The sequence below is a fragment of the Sphingomonas sp. URJC2 genome (genome assembly GCF_059803575.1).
Window position 1 is genome coordinate 1 of the sequence record NZ_JAPFGX010000015.1, and the last position, 19,009, is coordinate 19,009.

Here is a 19,009-nt window from a genome sequence, read left to right on the forward strand (position 1 = left end):
GCCGCGCATTGGGGCAGGCGCGGCGGCGACGGGGCGCGCATGGCGGGGGGGCAGCGCGCCCAGCGCGTCGTCCATCAGGGCGACACGGTCCCATGCGGCCGGATGGGCGGCATCCGCCTCCAGCCAGTCGGTAAAGGCGCGCCAGTCCTCGGCCGATCCGTCCCGCAGGCGGATCTGCCAGGTGATCGCCGCGTCCATCGCTGCGTCGGGCTGCTGGTCGCGCGGGGTCATCGCGGCACCTGGCGGGCGACGCCGGGGTCATTCGTCATCAAGGCGTCTCCTCAATCCCAGCAGCGCCCGATAGGCGCGCTGCAAATGCTTTTCGACCGAGCTGAGGCTCAGCCCCTGTTCGTCGGCGATGCGGCGCTGGCTCACCCCGTCGAGGCGGAAACGCCGGAAGATCGCCTCTGTCCGGTCGCCCAGTCCGGCGAGCGCGGCTTCGGCGGCGTGCAGCTGCTCGCGCGCGATCAGCGCTGTCTCGGCATCCGGATCGGGGGCGATATCCGCCAGGCTGCCGGTCGCGTCGGACCATGCCTCGTCGCGGCGCGCGGCGCGCAGCTCGGCGCGGCGGCGGTCGAGCATCAGATTGTTGGCGACCCGGTAGAGATAGGCGAGCGGATCCTGGATCGGCCCGTTCGCCCCCGCCGCCGCCTTGATCCACAGTTCCTGCACCAGATCCTCGGCCGCATCGCCGGCCCCGCGCGCGCGCAGGAAGCGCAGCAATTCGCCCCGATGGGTGAGGCAGATGGTCTGAAGCCCGCCCTGCGTCATCGGTTGCTGTGTCTGCGGCGGCGGTGCGCTTGGCAAGGGGTGACGGGCAGCGGTGCGGGGCGTGACGGTGCGCGACGCGGCAGGCCGGCCGCCCAGCGTCAGTTCCATGCCACCGGGGCCGCGGCCGTTTCCAGCCGGTCGCAGCCGGGGCCGGGCCATGTTGTTTCGCTGCAGGTCGCAGGAGCGGCGAACAGCGGGGCGAGCAGGGCGAGCAGCGTCATGGCAAGGACGCCGGCCATGCCGATCACGAGCCTTCGTTCCATCGCCGATCTTCCCTCCCTCGCCACCGCAAAACCGGGTGAGGGACGCGCGGACCGAAGCGTCCCTCGCCGACAAGACGCCGCCCATGCGCCAAACCCGCACCGGTTTTTTTGCCCGCATCTGTTTTTCTGATCGTCGCGGCGGAACGCCCCGGCCGCCGCTCAGCGCAGCTGGCGCTTCTCCAGCTTCCGGGCGAGGGTGCGGCGGTGCATCCCCAGCCGCCGTGCAGCCTCAGAGAGGTTGAAAGCCGTTGCCACCAGCATCTAATGGATATTTTTCCATTCTGACGTGATGGGGTGGACGCCCCCTGCACAGGCGAAGCTGTGCAGGGGGCGTCCACCCCATCACGTCACTTTGACCGCCTGGCTTGCTGGCGCGTATATGGCAAATTTCGCCCATATTGATGCCCGCCATGCCTGGGCCGTCTTCGATTATGGGTGCAGTACAGCTGGAAAACGCACAGCGATTGCCTGACATCGCGTAGAGGCGTTGAATGGCCCGGATCCAAGGCTTCGGCATTGGCCTTGCTTGCAACTCAAATCTCGATGGGGACCTCGACCAGCACAGGGACCAACGCGGAAATTGGCGTGTGAAGGTCCACTTCAACGCCCGGCGTCTCAAGGCTGATCACCAGCGCGTAGCGCGCCTCTTGGTCATGTCTTCCGAGCGACTTGCGCTCGCGCCACCATCCCGAGATCGGATGGACATATAGAGCATTGCGGGCGGCAAGTTCGACGGCAGGTCCCTCCCAGATGTCGACATGCAGCGAACCCGACGAAATCTGCTTCTCGCCAAACAGCCAGCCGTCGTTCGTTTCATTGACCGCGCGCGGAGCGTCTTTGTCGTATCCTTCGGCATTGTTGCGGCGATTGAAGTTTCCAATCGTCTCACGTGAGCGCTTGAGATCGAAGCGCAGACCGAAGGACTGGTAGCGGGCCGGGTCCAGATTGGTAGCAAAGCTGGGGTTGGGTTCCACGAAATAGGAGAGGGCGACTTTCAATCTCACCCGAGTGTTGTCCAGCGCTTCAAGTACATCCTGGGGCCAGGGAAGCTGATAGATATGCGAATCATTGAACCGCACGCTGCCGCCTTCCATACGGAACGGACGTATCGTGTTTTGTGCGACCAGGGCGAGGTCATCGATGGCCGACGCCATCGCACGCCTCAGATCAGGGATGCCGTAACCGAATCGCCTCAGGCAGTCGGCCTTTTCTCGCTTTGTTGCACACTGCGCGACGATTTGATTCATGTGCCCGGTCCAACGGGCACTATGCACCATTAGAGCACGGATCGTTTCCGGCCAGTACTGCGGGTAAGCTGCGGTCAGCTGAGCCGCCATTCGCGCCGCCTGTGCGGTAGCGGCACTTGTCGCCCAGAATGCGTCGAGCGGCCTCTGGGCGACCAGACGGGAGGCCGTGAGGAGGGAGAGGGAATCGAGTCCCGCTACCGCTTCTGCACCGCAAGGGCTGAGCGCCCTGTTCCCGGCCTCGAAAACGAGTTCAGGTTTGAACGGAGATTGGCTGGTGTCCCAGAGGAAGGATGTCCGGCTATAAGGACTGGCGGCACCAGCCGGTGCCATCGTGGTCCAACCGTCATAGCCTGCCTCGTCGATCCCGGTCTTGTCCGTATATCCGCCGACCGAGAGGGCATTCCACGCCTGGGAGGGGTCTTCTGCCGGGAAGGCATCAGCATCCGCGATTGCGGCGGCGATGGAATTGTCGGGAATGTTGCCTGCAGAGAGCAGTATCAACCGTCGGGGCGATGGATTTTCAGCATCGCCCGATTCCGCGCCGGCCGCCGCTTGGTCGATGGCTGCGCTCCACGCCGACGCGTCTGATCCGCTGCGCCCCTCGTTGGTGACTGCCATGCAGAAAACACGTTCACGATCCGGGTTGTTGATCTCCGCGAGCAGAATGGCGCTCTGAGTGATCGGCCCATAGCAATGGGGATCATTGTCCGGGACACCGGGAGGGGGCAAAATCTTGACTGATTCCAAACGGTGGGTGAGTTCGATTGGCTGATTGCTCGCGAGGGGAGCGACAAGATCCCCATGCAAGGCGAGACCCGCCATGCCGGTCCCATGGCCAGCGCCGTGTTCATGATCGTCCCCGCCCCAGGCCTCGTCGATCGCCATCAGATCGTTTGACGACAGAGCGGGTTCGATCAAGGGATGCCCCCGATTGACCCCTGTGTCGAGCAGGCAGACCGCCGGCGCATCATTGCCGGGCCAGGTTACACGCTCTGCTAGATCATCGATAAATGCCGGAACGTCATCCTTCAGGTCCCGGGTAAACACTAGCGGGCTATCGCTCGCGCGACGCAGCTCCGAAATGCCTGCGGTTGCGAACAGCAACATCTCGATTGATGCACGCCGTCCGTATGCCGGGATCACCGTCGTCTCCGGAAAACGCAGAAAGGTGTCGGCGTTGCCGACTTGCAGCCCCAACACCGCGGCGCTGCCCAGAACTCTGTCAATGCGATCTTTGAAGCACCAGAGTGCCCACCACATCTGCGCCTGGGGGTCTTCCGGCAATGCCTCGGGAGCATCGCGCCAGAAACTTTGCAGGCGTGCCGCGCGAATGTGTTCGATCGGTTCGACCCGGGTCTTCTTGGGCGGCGATCCCTTTCCGCTCAGTTCCCCGTTCGTGTAGTCCTCAAAGACTTGGGAAAAGGCATCGCGCATGTCATCCGGCACGAACAGGGCGATGCGGCGCACGCCGTTCTCGTCGACGATTTCGGCCGCTTGCCGTGTGCCCTCCCTTTGCCGTTCAAGGTTGGTGGCGCCTGCGCTCCGATTGAGTTCGACCTCAATGAAGACGCCGCCAGCAGGCTCGAGGTCTGCTGGCTGTTCAGGCAGACCGCGCTGTCCGGCCTCAGCCTCTGCAAAGGCATTGCCAATTTCCGCAATGAGGCGGAGGCCATGATCCCCGCGAACCCTGTTCAGTGCGCGCTGGCGCGCGTTACTGCCCGGCGATTTGAAGGTACGTCGCTGGGCAAGTGCGGTGATATCAATGTGCGGTCGGTCGTGTTCGCTCACAGGGCTCAGCGCTTCACCGCAAACGCCGCTCGCATGGCCTGACGCTCAGTGAGCTTGGCGACGACTTCCTGGGTCGTCGTCTGCTTCCTCTGCTCGAGGATCGCAGTCTTGACGACTTCATTCGCAGCGCGGGCGACTTCGGCCTGGCTAAGCCCGCGCGCCGCCTGCTCGATCGCGGCCCATCCTGCGCGCTGGAACTTGAGGGGTCTGAGGTTGGCCTTGATCACCGCACGAATCTGCGCGGCGGTCGGCATCTCAAATGCGAGCACGTCGTCGAACCTGCGGAGGAGCGCCCGGTCCAGCAGTTCCGGATGATTGGTGGCTGCGATGATCGGGCTATCCGTCGAGGTCTTCTCTTCCATGAACTGAAGGAAGCTGTTGAGGACGCGACGCATTTCAGCGACGTCGTTGGTCGCGGTGCGATGACCGCCGACAGCGTCGAATTCATCGAATAGGTAGACCCCGCGCCGACGCCGGGTTTCATCGAAAACCAGACGCAGCTTTGCGGCGGTCTCACCCACATAGCGAGTGATCAGTGTTTCGAGCCGAATGATGAATAGCGGAAGCTTCAACTCACCAGCGATCGCCTCGGCCGTCATGGTTTTGCCGGATCCCGGGGGGCCGACGAACAGCAGGCTTCTTGACGGAACCTTACCGTGTTCGCGCAGCCAATCGCGTTTGCGCTGCTGCAAGAGCATTCCATGGAGCCGCTCGGACACCGACGCGCTCAGAATAACGTCCTGAAGATCAACCACAGGATCGCGATAGTCGAGCAGTCCTTCGAGATCGCCGCGCGGGGCAGCAAAAGATACGGGAATAGAAGCCTTCACGCCGCCCGCGCCGCGCGCGGCATCAACTGCGGAACGAAGTTCATTCGCGGTGTCGCGATGGCCTTGGCGAGCTTCAGAAGCCGCAACTTGTAAGGCAATAGAATAGAACTGCGCGTCGTCACCTTCGGCGCGACTGCGTAACATCGCCAGTATTTGCTTGGCGTTTGACATCTATTCTACTTTCCATCCTCTTGCGTCGCAAACCTGTAACGCCGCCAGCGATACGTCATGCTTCCTGAAATTTGAAGCGCGATTATGGCCCCAGGGCTATCCGATCACCCGAGCCGGCTCAGCCCGCAGCTGCGGCATTGCGAACGCCCTTCGTTGCTGCCCCCATTTTACCGGACTGCGTCGGACGACCACCAAGGGTTTCGAGCCAGGCGAGCCTGCGCAGGTTGCGAAGGGTTACCGGGACCGGGCGTTCCCGAGTGATTACCGAACACCTTGAAGCTGATTCGATAGCTGCCAGGCCTACGACGCCAGATTATCTGCCCATGGCAGCATTCAACCTGCCCCGCAGATCGGCATGCTTTCCAGGGTTTGCCACCATCAGCTTCCTGAGATTGAACAGTTTCCACCGCACCGCAGGCAGGTCAGCCGCTTCCGGTAAGCCAATCAGGCTGAAGTCAGGCTGTGCATCGTGGAGGGACAGGAGAAATTCGGTTGCGGGGCCATTGATCCGTGCCCGGATATCCTCGATCACACGCTCGCGGGCAGCGAGCAGCGTTTCGAGCGGCACATGCTCGATTGTCATGCCGTCGAATTCCAGCGCGAACGCACGGTCAATATCGATGCGGTTGGGATCGATCAGTTCGTGGGCCGGACGGCCCGAGCAGGCGACATAGACCAGGAAAGTGCGGAACAGGTCGTCGTCGATGCCTTCGTGCTGGTAGAGCAGGTGGATGTCGTAGAGGTCCCGTGGATGCTGGCGATCGAGTGCCGCGCAGATCTTGCCGGCATAGATGTCCTCGAAGGAAAGTACGGACATTTCAGCAAAGCCGAATGCCTCCTCCACCGCATCCGTAACCCGCATGGTGCGAGGCGCCTTCACGGTGCCTCGAAGAACGGGCGAGACTTCGATCTTCACTTCGGCATTGGCGGAACGGAGGAACACCCGGGTATCGCCATCGCCCCCGCCGCTGATCCTATGCGCATTGACGCCAGCAAGGCTTTTCCGTGTGCGCTCGACGATGCGGTCGAAGGCGGCATCAATGTTGGCAAGGGCGGTGTCGCGATCGTGGAGCGGCACGTAGGTCAGGTCGATGTCGACCGAGAGCCGCGGCATGTCCCGGTAAAAGAGATTGATCGCCGTGCCGCCCTTGAGGGCGAAATCCGGCTCGTCGGCCACGATGGGGATTGCGCTCACCAGGAGGCTGACTTGGGCTGCATAGCGTTCACGCGCCATCGTCGACCTCATTGGCTGGCTCGGGCGCCGCAAACTCCTCTGGCACGACGAGTTGATAGGCTGCCGCATAGCGACCGCCTTCGACCAGCATGCGCGGGCCCTTGCCCATATCGATCCCAGAGCGATCGATATGCGACAGCCACCGGTGCCGATGGCGATCGGCAAACAGGAAGAACAGCCGCTTCACCTTTATGCTCTTGCAGGCGCCGAGCAGGGCACTCAGCCGACCAGGGCGCAGCGTCGCCAGTCCCTGGAAAAGCATGTCTACCTTGTGGAAGCTCTCTTGGTCGGGAAGTTCGTTCAAGGCTTCGAGCACCGCGCGCTCTGAGGTTGAGCGCCGCAACGGCCAGTCCCAGGGGTTGGGTCCAGTGCCTGCCGCAGGGTCGAAGTCATTATTCTCGATTCCAAGAGAATCCGAACCGAACAACTGCCGTCGCCGCATCGAGACGTGCGCATCGACAGTTAGCCTAGACAGCCAGGACGGGACGTCGCCGTAGAGATAGACGTCCGCGCTGCGGCCGAGGCCGAGATAGTGGCTGTGCCCTTCGAGGCTCAGCGCGCTCATGCCGCCGACGTGGAAATCATAACCCATGATCCACTGGGCCGAGAGCACCGCCATCTTCCATTCAACAACGTTTCCCGGTGGCTTGCCCGGGTAGGGTCGGCGATAGACGCCGCGTGCGACACGCTCGAGCCAGCCTTCTCGGTCATAGCTCGCTGCGGAACTCTTGGCGACGTCATGGGCACTCAACCATTGCGAGTCGACCAGGAAGCCAGCCGGAACCCGATCAAGGACATATTTTAGTCGATTACGATTTGGTTCAGCCATAATGGCCTAAATAGCGAATTTTCAAAATTTCTGCAAATCCGATTTCGACAAAATAGGATTTGGTACATTTAGGATAGACCAAATCTCGAACAGGAAAAGTTTCGAACAGCCGACGTCTGATCACCACGCCCAGCCCCACACGATCCAGAAGTCATGCTCCAGGCAGCCCATACAGATGTTCGCGGGCAGGGAATGCCCCCTTCCTGACTGCATCGGCAAATGCTCCGATCACGGCATCGGCCTCTGACCCGAGATCCGCGAGCCGGCGAACGAAGCGCGCCGTGCGCTCCGTCATCCCGAGCATGTCTTCAAGGACCAGGACCTGCCCGTCGCAAGCCTGGCTCGCACCGATTCCGATCGTGGGTACGGCAACCCTCTCGCTGATGGGCCGTGCCAACGGTTCAGCCACAGCTTCTATCACTATCGAGAATGCACCGGCCTCGGCGACAGCGATGGCATCAGCCTCGATCGGGCTATGCATAATCTTAAATTCGAACGCTAAAACACCCATTACTATCGCAATCGATGGAGCCAGGCGCACGTCCGGATTTTGTGATTTAACTGGTTTACGGCGCAGGATTTGGGGATGGCAAGTACCGCACCATTGCCGACGGCTCAGGCGGCCAGGGCAGAACGTGATGCCCATGCGTTCTCGCTGAAATCCGGCCAGCCAACCCCGTTGAAGCTCGCTCGTCTTCATCGGGCCTTTGAACTCATGTTGGCGGCACCGCAGCGAGCTACGTCTGGGGAGCGATCCTGGGTCGAAGGCGCACTTGCGCTTCGGCTCGCCTTGATCAGTGGCCGAGCGCTGGAGGAAGTCCACGCCCTGCAGATCTTGCCTATCGTCAAGGCGCCCCACCCCGGTTGGCCGGCGCCGCGCCTGGTCCAAGTGCGTGGCTATGCGCCAGCCTTGTGGTTGGAGGCAGGCGTTGCTCCCCATGTCACGGCGTATGAGCTGGAGTCCGGGTGTGTCGGACAAGCATCGCATGCCGTGTGGCTGGCCCTTGATCCATTGTCCGAGAGTTGGCTGCGCCAGGTGCACTGGCGGCCCCAGTTGACGAGGGCCAAGCCAGAAGCGGTCGCGGGCCGCCCCCTGTTCTCCAAGACCCTTCCCGACCTGGAGAAAGCGGTTGAGGACTTCCGGGGCAGGGCCACGCGGGCCATGGGCAGCAGTGAGAGCGATTATCTGCCCAAGCTTGAGGACTGCACCAGGTTCCTGCGGCGGCAGTTGGCGGTGTCGCATCCTGGTGACCCAGCTGTGTCCTGGCTGATCACCAAGACGGTGCCGACGCGCAACGCGACTACGTCCTACTATTCGTCGGTCTCGCTGCGGGCGGCCCAGTGCTACCAGGCCGCCGCTGTTGCCGAGGCGGCCAACCGCGCGGCGAACGTCGGAAGCTCGGTCCCGCCTGAACCCGATCTGCCAGCTATGCTGGCAGATCGGGTCATCGGCAGTCGCTTCTGCCCGTCCGAGAAGGCGTTGGCGGGCTTGCGTGAGCGTTTGCTGGTCAAGGCCCGCATCAGTCGCGGCGCCATGACGGCAAAGCGTGCGTCCGAGGTCGACCACGCCTTTACCGCTTACGCGTGGCTGTTCTTCAGCCTGCACTCTGGCTGGCGCCCGCCGGACCGGCTGTTGCCTGACCCGGATGATCTCGACTGGGCCACGGGCATGTTCTTTCTGGAGGATAAGCCGGTGCATTCGAGCACAGCGCCGACCGACCCCGCAGGTGACGAGGCGGGGCTTGAGCTTCCTGCCGAGCTGGAAAGCGAGGACGTGATCCGGTTGCCTGCCGCGGTTAACGGCTTCGCGAAAAGCGCTGGCGGCACGGCCGCTGGCACGAGGCGGCGCTGGTTGCCGCTCGGCAAGCGAGTGATGGCCCAGCTGCGCGCGTACCATGTCCATGTCAAAGCGCGCGATGGACGGCAGCTTGCCGCAGAGCCTCTGAAAGACCGCGCCGCCGTGCTGAAGTACCTCGGAGAGGTCCCCGGGCTCGGATGGGACCTGCCCCGGAATTTTCCGCGGCACTATCTGCGCTCAGCTTTGGTGGGGCGAACCAGTGTCGAGGTAATCAACGCCTATCTGGGGCATTGGGAAACCGGCGCGGAGCCGTGGTGGAATGGGTCGTGCCTTGACCCGGTGGCCTATGCCCATGACGCGCGAGCTGCAATTGATGCCGTTTTCCCGGAGAGCGATTGGCCAGTGTTGGCGGGGTTTCGGTGATCAGCGCTTGCCATGCTGCCAATCCACTGGCTGCGGTCAGCTCAGCAGATTTTCAGGTGCTGGCGCGTGTCGAACATCATTTTCTCGCGTGGGCACCCGGGGCAGGCGAGGGTCTCGGGGATCTGGCTGGCCGGGCGCTGTTATCGGCCATCCTGTTTGGCGGGCTGAATGATCCGGCATGCTGGTCGGGATGGCTGTCGTCCGCGATGAAGGCGCGCATCGTGCGGTCGCATCAGAGCTTCTGGTTCTCGATCAAGGGCGCGACGGGAGCACGTGCGTTCTGCACATGGTATCCTGATCCCGTGACCGGGTGCTACGTGCAGGCCTTACGGGCCTGCTTTCAGCGTCATCCGTCGTTCAGCCCGCCATCGGATTGGGCCGAAGCATGCCTTAAAAAAGCGCTCGATGCGCTGGCGGCACAATCGCCGGGCACAGAAGAACTCCAGCTAGCAGCGTCAAACGGGCTGTCGTGGTTGAACAAGGTCTGCGCCGTCCGGCTTCACGTGCGTGTGCCCGGCCTGCTGGCTGAGCATGCAGCGGGAAAGACACGCACGCACGTCTGGCAACAGCCCGCCGGGATCGCCGAAAACCCGCTTAAGCAGTTGGACGATTTCCTGGCCACGGCGGAGCCTGTCTCGCCTTGGCGGCCATGGTTCACCGACCAGGCCTTGCTGCACCTGAGGGACGATTTCTTCCCGGCGGATCCCGCAGCATTCGACAGTTCCAGGAAATTGCGCGATCGGATGCTGGAAAGCCTCGATCAGCAACTCCAATTATGCAGCGACAGGAAGTGGAAAAACAGCATCCACCGCCATATCCTGTTGTGGCTGAGAGGGCGTCTTGACAGGAACAGTTCGTCTAAGTTGCCCCAACAAGGAACCATCCGGCCGTCGACGGCGCGTCGCTACCTTCTGGAACTCGCATCGTACGATTGGCAAGGGAACCGGCTCCGGTCCATAGCCAACGAGGGCGGCAAAGCTGCGCTGGACCAGGCGTTCACGATCATGGAACAGGCGGCCGAAGGAAGGCCGCCCAAGCGCCAGACGGTGACCAGGGCGGTGTTGACGTCATTCTCGACTTACCTGCATGCGCAGAATCCAACCATCCCGATCCGCACCTTCGAGAAAACGGACAAGGACCGCCAGCAAACACAGGTCCCCCGCCGGACCGTGCTCGACCACCCGGCCTTCATGCGCCTTTTGGGCCTGTTGGAAGATTGGGGCGCCTTGCCGCAAAGGGAAGGTGAACAAGGCCGGCCGGAGCGGGTGCAAGCGTGCATTCTCGCAGCGATCCTCATGTTCAGGACCGGCCTTCGCGGGCGGGAAGTCACCAACCTGGCGCTGAACGACATCGGGTTCGAAGGCCCATTTGCCGAGCTTGTGGTGCGGGGCAACGCCGCCCGCTCCAACAAGAATCAGTATGCGCGGCGCACGTTACCCCTCCACGCTCTCCTCGAAGAGGACGAACTGGCGCGCTTGCGGCGCTGGCATGCCAAGCGGTGCAACGAGGAGTTCTATATGGCACCGCGAGCGCGGCTGTTTTCCGCGACACGCGCGGCACCGCTCAGCGTTGACCAATACCTGCTTGAGCCGATCGATGCGGCCATCAGGGTGCTGTTCGAAGGTTCTTCGCTCGGGGCGGCGATCCGCCAGCGGCACGGTTATTGGTACGCGTTGGCGAGTCCGCTTCGACACAGCTTCGCCAACCACCTGATTGCCAGCCTTCTCCTTCCGGACGAGCCGCCCAACCTGCCGCCGCCCCAAGGGCTCACGCCGGACTTGGTTTCCCTCGAGCGTAAGCGACGATTGAGCGTTGCTTTGTTGCGCCCGAAGCAGCGCGGCCTCGCGATCATGCAGGCAGTGCGGCACGTGATGGGCCACGCCTCCTACAAGCGCGCGCTGGAAACCTACATCCATAATGTGGACTGGCTGCTGGCGCTGCACATGTGGCGCGATGTCCATCAACCGCCGCTGTCCGAGCGAGAAATCGATGGCTTGCTGGGGCTGTTGCAGCCTGTGGCGCCCGATGGCGCGCCGTTCAGGCACGAGCTGGTGAGCGATCGTCAACTGCGCCGCCGGCGTGCAAAGGCCGCCTCGCAACTCTCGGCGTCCTCGGTGCTGCACTCGGCGCCCTTGGTGCTGCCAAGACCACGGCGAGGTCGCCCGCCTGGCAGTGGTCAGGTAGACGACCGTCGCCTGTCGACGACGTACAGGGCGTTTCTGCACCAGCTACTGCCGTCAACCGTCTTCGGTGAGCGCGCGCCGGGCGACTCCGACGTTTTGGTCGGGAAACGGCGCCATGACCAGCCATTCGAATGGGGATGGCGGGTTATTCACAATTACCTGTGCCTGCGGGCGAAAAATGTCGGTCCGGCAGAGGCGGCTGAACAATTGGCCATGCCAGAGGCAATTTGTCTGCGTTGGGCGCAACGTGCTGACGAGTTGGCGGCGATAACGAAGCACCTTTATGTCCGGAAGCAGGGCCGCACGGTGCCGCAGGCATTGGAGAATCCCCGGTTTCCGCAGTTGTCGGGCAGGGGCTTTCCCCATCCGCGTGGGGCCGCTGCCAGGCTGATCGATCAAGTCTGGACGAAGCGTATCCAGCTTGAAAAGCCGCGGCGCTGGGCGTCGATACAACGCGTGCTGGCCCGCTGGCAGTTGGATCCGCCGCGCATGACATCCAAGAAGGCCCTTCAGACGCGGGCGTCATTTTATCTGGCGCTCGGCATTCCCGAAGACACGCTGTTTATCCGTATCGGTGGTGGGCAGTGGGAGCGCTACCGGCCGGAAGCGTTTTGCACATCCGATGATCGAAGGGTCATGCAGTTGTCACCTTTGCGGCCGCGTGGCGGTGACGAAGAGGGCGGTCTTTTGCACAACAGCGTGCTGCACGCACTGCTCATGCTGCTGATCGATTCCGAGCTGGACTTTGAGAAGCTGAAAAATGCCAGCGCGGCACGAAAGGGCAGCCGCCCGCCGGCACGTGCGCGCCCCGCGCGACTGGCCGAAGCGGATCTGCTGACCAAGGATGTTGTGGCCGGGCATGAAGACGCGGGCCAGAGCAAGGGATGATCCGTTGATCCCCTGATATCCCCTTGTGTCGCTTGCCATTTTTCAGGTGGCAGAGCAGAGGCGGTCGAGGTGCTCGACAAGCCGAGGCCCCGTTTGAAAGTGGTCGCCACAAACTAAGCCGTGCCGCTTCGCAATGCCCGACGGGGTAATGGCGAACCCTATTCCTTTTCAACAAACAGTCCGACGAGCGGCTGGTTGATGTAGTAGTTGTTCCGCCCCGCCTTGTGCTTGATAAGCAGTCCGCCATCAGCCAGCTCCTCAAGGTACTTTGTGGCGGTAGGCCGGGACACCCCCAACTCCGACTGAACGAATTCAATCCGCGTGTAAGGGTGGCGAAAAATGTTGTTCAGCAGGTCCTGAGAATAGATTTTCGGATGCTCGGTGCGCATCCGGTTTTTGGTTTGCGCCATAAGGTTCCTGATGCCTTCGACCAGACGGAGTGTCTCGATGGCGGTCTCTTCCACCCCGTTGACGATGTAGAGGATCCACTCCTCCCATCGCCCCGTCTCTCTCACCGATTGGAGGAGCCGGTAGTATTCGGGTTTGTTGCGGGTGATGAAGCGGCTGAGATATAGAATGGGAATATCCAGCAGACCGCATCGGGTAAGATAGAGAACATTGATAATGCGACCGATTCGTCCATTGCCATCGGGAAATGGATGAATGCTCTCGAACTGGTGATGGATGATCGCCATGGAGGTAAGCGGGTCCAGATCGGTGTCATCGGCGCCTGCGTTGATGAATGTCTCAAGCGCCGCCATATGGGCTCGAACGATGTTGGCGTCTTGCGGTGGAACATAGACGATCTCCCCGGTCCCCTCATTTTTTAGGGCGGTGCCGGGTGTCTCCCTGAAGCCCGCGTTTGAACGCTTAAGGATCTGGAACATCGCGATGAGGATGTTATTGGTCAGCAACCCGTCGAGCCGCCGCTGCTCTTCGAAGCCATGCCGGAGCGCGTCACGATAGCGTGCCACCTCTTTCGCGGCGGGAGAGCCCGGGATCTCCGGAAAAGCATTCACCTGGAAGAGTTCGTCCTGGGTTGTGACGATGTTCTCGATCTCTGAACTGGCCTTCGCTTCCTGAATCGAGAGCGTATCGATCAGGATGCCCTGATTGGGAATTGTCGCTGCGCGTCCTTTGAGCTCGGCTAGGTAGCGATGGGCACGGGCCAGAGCCTTAAGCACCTGAGGTGTCTCGATCGCTCCGGGTGGTGGAAGGCCGGGGATGGCGTAGGTGGGTTCAAGGGCCATGGCCGCCTCGTGCAAAGGATTTCCCAGAACCTTACCAGGTTCCGCCGACGTGTAAAGAAAGTCGGGTTTTCTTTACACGTCTGGCGAAAATGTAAAGACGGCTCCACCTCGCCGCCATCGTGCCAGCCAGAAACGCACTGCATGACCTGACGCCACAATCCGACTCTGACTCAAGAGAGTAAAGCTGCCGAGGTTTCCCCCGACCGTCCCCATTCAGGACTTGAAGGTTGGAACCTAAGGCCTTGTTAACAAGGGACTTCGGCCATAAGCGGGTGGCGGCGAGATTGAGGACGTTCTCGAACGAGAGGCTGGTCTTGTCGTAGCGGGTTGCGATGCGGCGCTGTTGCTTGAGCTTGCCGAACATGCGCTCGACGCGGTTTCGGTCCTGGCAGCGGCGATAGTCGGGATGCTCGGGCACCTTGCGGTTCGATCGGGCTCTCCATGAGCCGCTCGGCTACGGTGTAATCGGAGGCCTCTCCGCCGGTCATGATGAAGCCGGGAGGCAGTCCCTGACTGTCACAGAGGGTGTGGATTTTGCTCGTAAAGCCGCCGCCTGATCGACCAAGAGCGTTCGCATCAGCCCCCCTTTTCCGCCCGCTGTAGAGACGTGGCAGGGAACGCTGGTTCAGTCGATCATGTGCTGTCAGTCGTCGGTCAGCCCGAGGTCGACCAGCGTTTGCAGAAGGGCGTCCCAGACGCCTTGTTAGGCCCGGCGCCGGAACCTCACATAGACCGAGTTCCACTTGCCGTAGCGCTCGTGCCTGTCGCGCCAGGGGCAACCAGTCCGCAGCACGTGGAGCATGCCGTTGAGGAGGCGCCGGTTATCGCCCGCCGGTCGTGCCCAGCGAGCTCGCTCTGGCGGCAGCAGCGGTCCGATCAGCTCCCACTCCGCATCCGACAAGTCCCCACGACACATGACTGCCCCTCAAAAACCAGTCTTGAATCAGAAGTCGAAGTGATTGGGAATCCCTTTTGTCAACACGGCCTAAGACGTTGTAGCTCGTTGGTGCTATGCGACTGCCTCAAGCCCCTTACGCTGAATAATTGAAAGCAACCGCAACGCCGGTCCGCCGGGCTTCTTCTTGCCCCTCTCCCAGTCGGAAACAAGGTTCTTGGACACGTTGAGGTAGCGAGCGAAAACCGGCTGAGAGACGTGCTGCGCCTCCCGAATTGCCTTGATCTCGTCGGCCTTGAGCGGTGTCGCCGGGGCAAGGCATGCCTCGTCGAAGTCGCGCAGGGTTCGCTTGTCGATGGATCCGGCCCCATGGAGCCCTTCCATCATCTCGTGAACGGCGGCTAGCGCCTCGCTCTTATAGGTCTTGGGCATCGTCATTCACCTCGAACAATCTTCCTTCGCGCACCTCGGTATCAACCTGAGCCGGTGTCAGCGCGAGGACGATCTTGGCGGCCTGCTTGTAGGTCCGCAACTCGACAGCATTGAGGTTGGCCTTGCTGCTCTTGGCGAAGCCAAAGGCGAACACAGCCATCTCCTCGTGGCGGAAGAAAACTAGCGTCCGATAGCCGCCGGACTTCCCACCGCCCTCGCGCGCGACGCGCTGCTTGATTAGGCCTCCGCCTAAATCCGCATCGACCAGGCCGCTGTTGGCCTGATCGACTGCGGCGAGAAGCGCCGCGTCGCTGATCCCTTCCCGGCTCGCATACTTTGCAAACCAGCGGTTCTTGTAGATGCGGGTTTGCTGCTTGCCGGCCATAGGTCCGTGAAGACCTATCACACCTTGTATTATGGCGCAATGAATGGGTCTCGCCCAAAGCGTCCGCGATTAACTGCCTGATACCCTTGGGCGACACCGTTGATCAGCGTTCGCACGATGTAGAAGCTGTGACTGCTACTGTGGTGGCGGATTCGAGCTCGGCAGGCGCTCCGACCTTTCCATTGGCTTGGGACGGTCCGAAGGGGCCTTGCCCTGGCGAAATCCTCCAATGACTGTAAGCGCTTGGGCGAAGATGCGTGCGAGGGGCGGCCGGGTCATGCCGAAAGCTCCGAACAACGCGCCAGCGAGCCCGTTACGCGCTTGGTGCCGCGGGCAATCGCCCCGTCGGCAAGTTGGGTATGGCGTATGCGTGCCGAGCACAGTGCTCCGTTGATGGCGGACCTCCACAGTTGGCTCGCCGCTCAAGCGGCGAAGCTCTCGCGCGGCAGCGATCTGTGGAAGGCCTGCAACTACAGGCTCAAGCGCAGGGAGGCGTTCACCGCCTTTCTCGACGACGGACGGATCTGTATCAACAACAATGCAGCCGAGCGCGCACTGCGCTGCGTGCCAATCAGGCGCAAGGCATGGCTGTTCGCCGGCTCGGACCGGGGCGGCGAGCGCTCCGCTGTCCTCTACACGCTGATCCAGACGGCCAAGCTCAACGAAGTCGACCCGCAGGCCTGGCTCGCCGACGTGTTGGCGCGCATCGCCGATCATCCTGCTCAAAGGCTCGACGAACTGCTCCCGTGGCGATCGCGGCCTGACTGTTCCCGCCTCGGCAGCTTCCGACAAATCGACACCCGAAGCGGACCTTCCGTTCGCGACCCAACCTGGTCATTCCGAGCATGATCGGAAGCAGCCCCAAAGGGGACATCGTGCGACAGGCGGTCATGGACAACCGGGGCTGTCCGGCATTGAGCAAAGCATGCCTGATGTCCGGCGATCGTGGGTTGGCGCGTTTCGGTCCTCGTCTACAAGAGCCGCCGGTGCTGGCCAGACCTCACGCTTTATCGCCTTTATTAGACCCAATGCAGCTTCGCTGCCATTCCAAGCCGTTTGAACTCTCGCAAGAGGCTGAGATCCCAAAGGTTAGATGCCTCCGGCCCGGGGGCAAAGAGATGCGCAATACCCGCCACGCTGTCGTCAGCGAAGTCCGGATCGGAAGCCGCGCAGTCCAGGCCCGCGGCTCTCACCGCGACCGCGAAATCAGTCGCCGAGTATAGTAAACGCGCCTGATCGACCAGCGAGGAGACGCAAGGGAACACCGCACCGGAGGAGCCTTGCAGCTCCTCACGCCACATCGCGCGCAGGCCCCACTCGATCACCTCCCGATCGCTCCAGCCATTTGTCTCTGAAATCGCGGGCAACACATGGTCTGGACCATAGGAGTCGTGGTCCGGCTTTCTGCGAAACCAAAGGTCCAGCAGCCGCCACGCCTCGGGATCAAGCCGCGCATATGCGAGCGCGGCATGAGCGAAAAAGGCGGTGGCCCCGTCATAACGTGCGTCCAGCTGGTAGTCGCCCGACGATCCGTCGTTGAATGCCTGCCACAGCCGCTTCATCGCCAGCGCCAGTTCAGAATGGCGAACGACCAGCTTAAAAAACTCGGGTTCTCCAAGCTTTCGATCCGGTAACGCGAAGCGGACCTGAACCCTCTCACGCCCGAACACGGCGGCGAAATCGTGCCGCACGCGTTGTGCCAGAGCGTCAATTGCCGCACTGAGGTTACCCGGATCTGCTCCCACCAGATCGATCGTCAGAGTGCACGAGTTTTCGATGTAGTCCAAAGCGAGCGCATGTAGCGCTTGCGGGATCGAGACGGGCTTGATCTCAAGCCAGCGGCCCTCCTTAACCGGGCGGCCATCCACCCGGAGCTCGCGCACTCCGGCAGTGCCCAAGGAGACGCGAATCGCCTCGCCGTCTTCCGACCACACGATCGAGCCAATCGACTGGCTCAAGCGCCAGATCCAGTGATACTCTGCCTGACGGTCCAACGTCGATGGCAAAGGGGGCAGGTCCGGCGTCCAGTCGGCGAATTCGCGATCGAGAGATGCTTTGGAGAGCGCTCCATAGCCTTCGGCAATTAGGCTGGAGCCGGCATCCTCGTTGAGCGCGAGTTGGTCCGGCGTTATGCTGGCCAGCGTCGGAATAGCGACCTCACCCACCACCATCCGGCGCTCGAACCCCAGCGGCTGCGCCCGCCAAAGCTCCAGAACCATGTCGACTCTGGCGGCTTTGGCCCTGGCCTGGAGCGCGCGCTCGAATGGCGGTTTTCCGATCAACCGCCCGAGGAGTGAACCGCGCCGGGTTTGCCGGAGGCTCCAACTCCTGAGAAGGTGGAGCCCTTATGAGCAAGACGACGAACAAGTATGCGCCGGAGGTGCGCGAGCGCGCGGTGCGGATGGTGCTGGATCACGAGCGGGATTACGGGTCCCGTTGGGCGGCGGTGGTGTCGATATCAGGCAAGATCGGCTGTGCGGCGCAAACGCTGCATGAGTGGGTCAAGAAGGCCGAGGTTGATGCTGGCGGCCGGGCTGGTGTTCCGACCGAGGTTGCCGCCAAGCTGAAGGCACTGGAACGCGAGAACCGGGAGCTGCGCCAGGCCAACGAGATTCTCCGGAAGGCGTCGGCATATTTTGCGCTGGCGCAGCTCGACCGCCCGTTGAAGCGATGATCGCGTTGATCGACGAACATCGCGCCGTTCATGGGGTCGAGCCGATCTGCAGACTGCTGCCGATCGCCCCATCAACCTATCACGCGCATGTTGCCAGGCGCGATGATCCATCGAAGCTGTCGGACAGAGCGCGGCGGGACGCCGCGCTCAGGATCGAGGTGCGGCGCGTGTTCGATGCCAACTTCCGCGTCTATGGCGTCCGCAAGGTCTGGCATCAGCTTCGACGCGAAGGCTTTGATGTTGCTCGCTGCACGGTTGCCCGGCTGATGCGGGCAATGGGCCTGGCGGGCGTGATCCGGGGCAAGCCAGTGCGCACGACCGTCAGGGATCGCTCGGCGCCGTGCCCGCTGGATCGGGTCAACCGGCAGTTCCACGCACCAGCACCGGACATGCTCTGGGTCTCGGACTTCACTTACGTCCCGACCTGGGCGGGGTTCGTCTATGTGGCCTTCGTCATCGATACGTTCGCACGCCGCATCGTGGGCTGGCGAGCATCACGCACCGCGCATGCCGGCTTCGTGCTGGATGCGCTGGAGCAGGCGCTTCACGCACGCAGGCCGGCGCGCAGCGGCGGCCTCATCCATCACTCCGATCGCGGCAGCCAGTATGTCTCGATCCGCTACACCGAACGGCTTGCCGAAGCCGGGATCGAGCCATCGGTCGGCAGCGTCGGCGACAGCTATGACAACGCTTTGGCCGAAACGATCAACGGCCTTTACAAGGCCGAAGTCAGCCATCGCCGCGGCCCATGGCGATCGTTTGAAGCCGTTGAATACGCCACGCTGGAATGGGTCGACTGGTTCAATCACCGCCGGCTGCTCCAGCCTATCGGCAACATCCCGCCCGCAGAAGCAGAGGAACGCTACTATGCGCTGATCAACGGAACGGCTATCGCCGCGTGACTGAAACCAAATAGCCTCCGGCAAACCCGGCGCGGTTCACTTTTGT

At 62.2% G+C, this 19,009-nt stretch carries 15 protein-coding genes, 3 pseudogenes and 1 other annotated feature; of the genes and pseudogenes, 4 read left to right on the top strand and 14 right to left on the bottom strand.

The window, feature by feature from the left end:
- The 9 genes and pseudogenes from OPU66_RS07510 to OPU66_RS07550 form a co-directional block, all read right to left on the bottom strand.
- Window positions 1-231, bottom strand: a 231-nt coding sequence (locus OPU66_RS07510) for a FecR/PupR family sigma factor regulator (RefSeq protein WP_498552991.1), incomplete at its 3' end; no start/stop codon positions are given.
- A 27-nt stretch (window positions 232-258) separates the two neighbouring features.
- Window positions 259-771 (bottom strand): RNA polymerase sigma factor, encoded by a 513-nt coding sequence (locus tag OPU66_RS07515; RefSeq protein WP_498552992.1) that lies wholly within the window; start codon window positions 769-771, stop codon window positions 259-261.
- A 98-nt stretch (window positions 772-869) separates the two neighbouring features.
- Window positions 870-1,034 (bottom strand): hypothetical protein, encoded by a 165-nt coding sequence (locus tag OPU66_RS07520; protein WP_498552993.1) that lies wholly within the window; start codon window positions 1,032-1,034, stop codon window positions 870-872.
- 159 nt (window positions 1,035-1,193) lie between these two features.
- A pseudogene (locus OPU66_RS07525) lies at window positions 1,194-1,322 on the bottom strand (helix-turn-helix domain-containing protein); the annotation flags it as partial.
- Window positions 1,323-1,567: 245 nt separating this feature from the next.
- Entirely contained in the window at window positions 1,568-4,069 is a 2,502-nt protein-coding gene (locus tag OPU66_RS07530; protein ID WP_498552994.1) for a S8 family peptidase, read from the bottom strand.
- Window positions 4,070-4,074: 5 nt separating this feature from the next.
- Window positions 4,075-5,070: an AAA family ATPase gene (locus OPU66_RS07535; RefSeq protein ID WP_498552995.1), complete on the bottom strand. Its 996-nt coding sequence runs from the start codon at window positions 5,068-5,070 to the stop codon at window positions 4,075-4,077.
- A 313-nt stretch (window positions 5,071-5,383) separates the two neighbouring features.
- Window positions 5,384-6,304, bottom strand: coding sequence for a nucleotidyl transferase AbiEii/AbiGii toxin family protein (locus OPU66_RS07540; RefSeq protein ID WP_498552996.1), 921 nt, complete (start codon window positions 6,302-6,304; stop codon window positions 5,384-5,386).
- The gene (locus tag OPU66_RS07545; protein WP_498552997.1) at window positions 6,294-7,133 is read right to left on the bottom strand and encodes a type IV toxin-antitoxin system AbiEi family antitoxin domain-containing protein; all 840 of its coding nucleotides are present in this window, start codon (window positions 7,131-7,133) and stop codon (window positions 6,294-6,296) included. Before OPU66_RS07545 ends, OPU66_RS07540 begins: the two co-directional genes overlap by 11 nt.
- A gap of 151 nt (window positions 7,134-7,284) precedes the next feature.
- Entirely contained in the window at window positions 7,285-7,833 is a 549-nt protein-coding gene (locus OPU66_RS07550; protein ID WP_498552998.1) for a 3-methyl-2-oxobutanoate hydroxymethyltransferase, read from the bottom strand.
- Window positions 7,834-8,124: 291 nt separating this feature from the next.
- Here OPU66_RS07550 and OPU66_RS07555 point away from each other — a divergent pair, with 291 nt between their 5' ends.
- Window positions 8,125-9,354 carry a hypothetical protein gene (locus tag OPU66_RS07555; RefSeq protein WP_498552999.1) on the top strand — a complete coding sequence of 410 codons (1,230 nt, stop codon included), beginning with the start codon at window positions 8,125-8,127 and terminating at the stop codon, window positions 9,352-9,354.
- Window positions 9,327-12,425 (top strand): hypothetical protein, encoded by a 3,099-nt coding sequence (locus OPU66_RS07560; RefSeq protein ID WP_498553000.1) that lies wholly within the window; start codon window positions 9,327-9,329, stop codon window positions 12,423-12,425. The genes OPU66_RS07555 and OPU66_RS07560 overlap by 28 nt, the downstream gene beginning before the upstream one ends.
- Window positions 12,426-12,583: 158 nt before the next feature.
- On the opposite strand, the gene OPU66_RS07565 is transcribed toward OPU66_RS07560, so the two are convergent.
- The 4 genes and pseudogenes from OPU66_RS07565 to OPU66_RS07580 all read right to left on the bottom strand — a co-directional run bounded on the left by OPU66_RS07565 (window position 12,584) and on the right by OPU66_RS07580 (window position 15,387).
- Window positions 12,584-13,675 (bottom strand): Fic family protein, encoded by a 1,092-nt coding sequence (locus tag OPU66_RS07565; protein ID WP_498553001.1) that lies wholly within the window; start codon window positions 13,673-13,675, stop codon window positions 12,584-12,586.
- Between the two features lie 238 nt (window positions 13,676-13,913).
- A pseudogene (locus OPU66_RS07570) lies at window positions 13,914-14,591 on the bottom strand (IS5 family transposase); the annotation flags it as partial.
- Between the two features lie 93 nt (window positions 14,592-14,684).
- Window positions 14,685-15,002 (bottom strand): helix-turn-helix domain-containing protein, encoded by a 318-nt coding sequence (locus OPU66_RS07575; RefSeq protein ID WP_498553002.1) that lies wholly within the window; start codon window positions 15,000-15,002, stop codon window positions 14,685-14,687.
- Window positions 14,986-15,387, bottom strand: a complete 402-nt coding sequence (locus tag OPU66_RS07580; RefSeq protein WP_498553003.1) for a type II toxin-antitoxin system RelE/ParE family toxin — start codon at window positions 15,385-15,387, stop codon at window positions 14,986-14,988. Before OPU66_RS07580 ends, OPU66_RS07575 begins: the two co-directional genes overlap by 17 nt.
- 369 nt (window positions 15,388-15,756) lie before the next feature.
- Here OPU66_RS07580 and OPU66_RS07585 point away from each other — a divergent pair.
- Window positions 15,757-16,137 (top strand): annotated as a pseudogene (locus tag OPU66_RS07585) (IS66 family transposase); the annotation flags it as partial.
- A 269-nt stretch (window positions 16,138-16,406) separates the two neighbouring features.
- On the opposite strand, the gene OPU66_RS07590 reads toward OPU66_RS07585, so the two are convergent.
- The gene (locus tag OPU66_RS07590; RefSeq protein WP_498553004.1) at window positions 16,407-17,606 is read right to left on the bottom strand and encodes a hypothetical protein; all 1,200 of its coding nucleotides are present in this window, start codon (window positions 17,604-17,606) and stop codon (window positions 16,407-16,409) included.
- Window positions 17,607-17,734: 128 nt separating this feature from the next.
- Between OPU66_RS07590 and OPU66_RS07595 the strand changes: the two genes are divergently transcribed.
- Window positions 17,735-18,963 (top strand): IS3 family transposase gene (locus tag OPU66_RS07595; RefSeq protein ID WP_498553005.1). Its coding sequence is split into 2 segments (ribosomal slippage): window positions 17,735-18,023 and window positions 18,023-18,963, totalling 1,230 coding nucleotides; the frame shifts between segments, so codons are not numbered across the junction.
- Window positions 18,016-18,132 (top strand) — a sequence feature (AL1L pseudoknot). Its footprint overlaps the gene before it by 117 nt.
- Window positions 18,964-19,009: the final 46 nt, after the last annotated feature.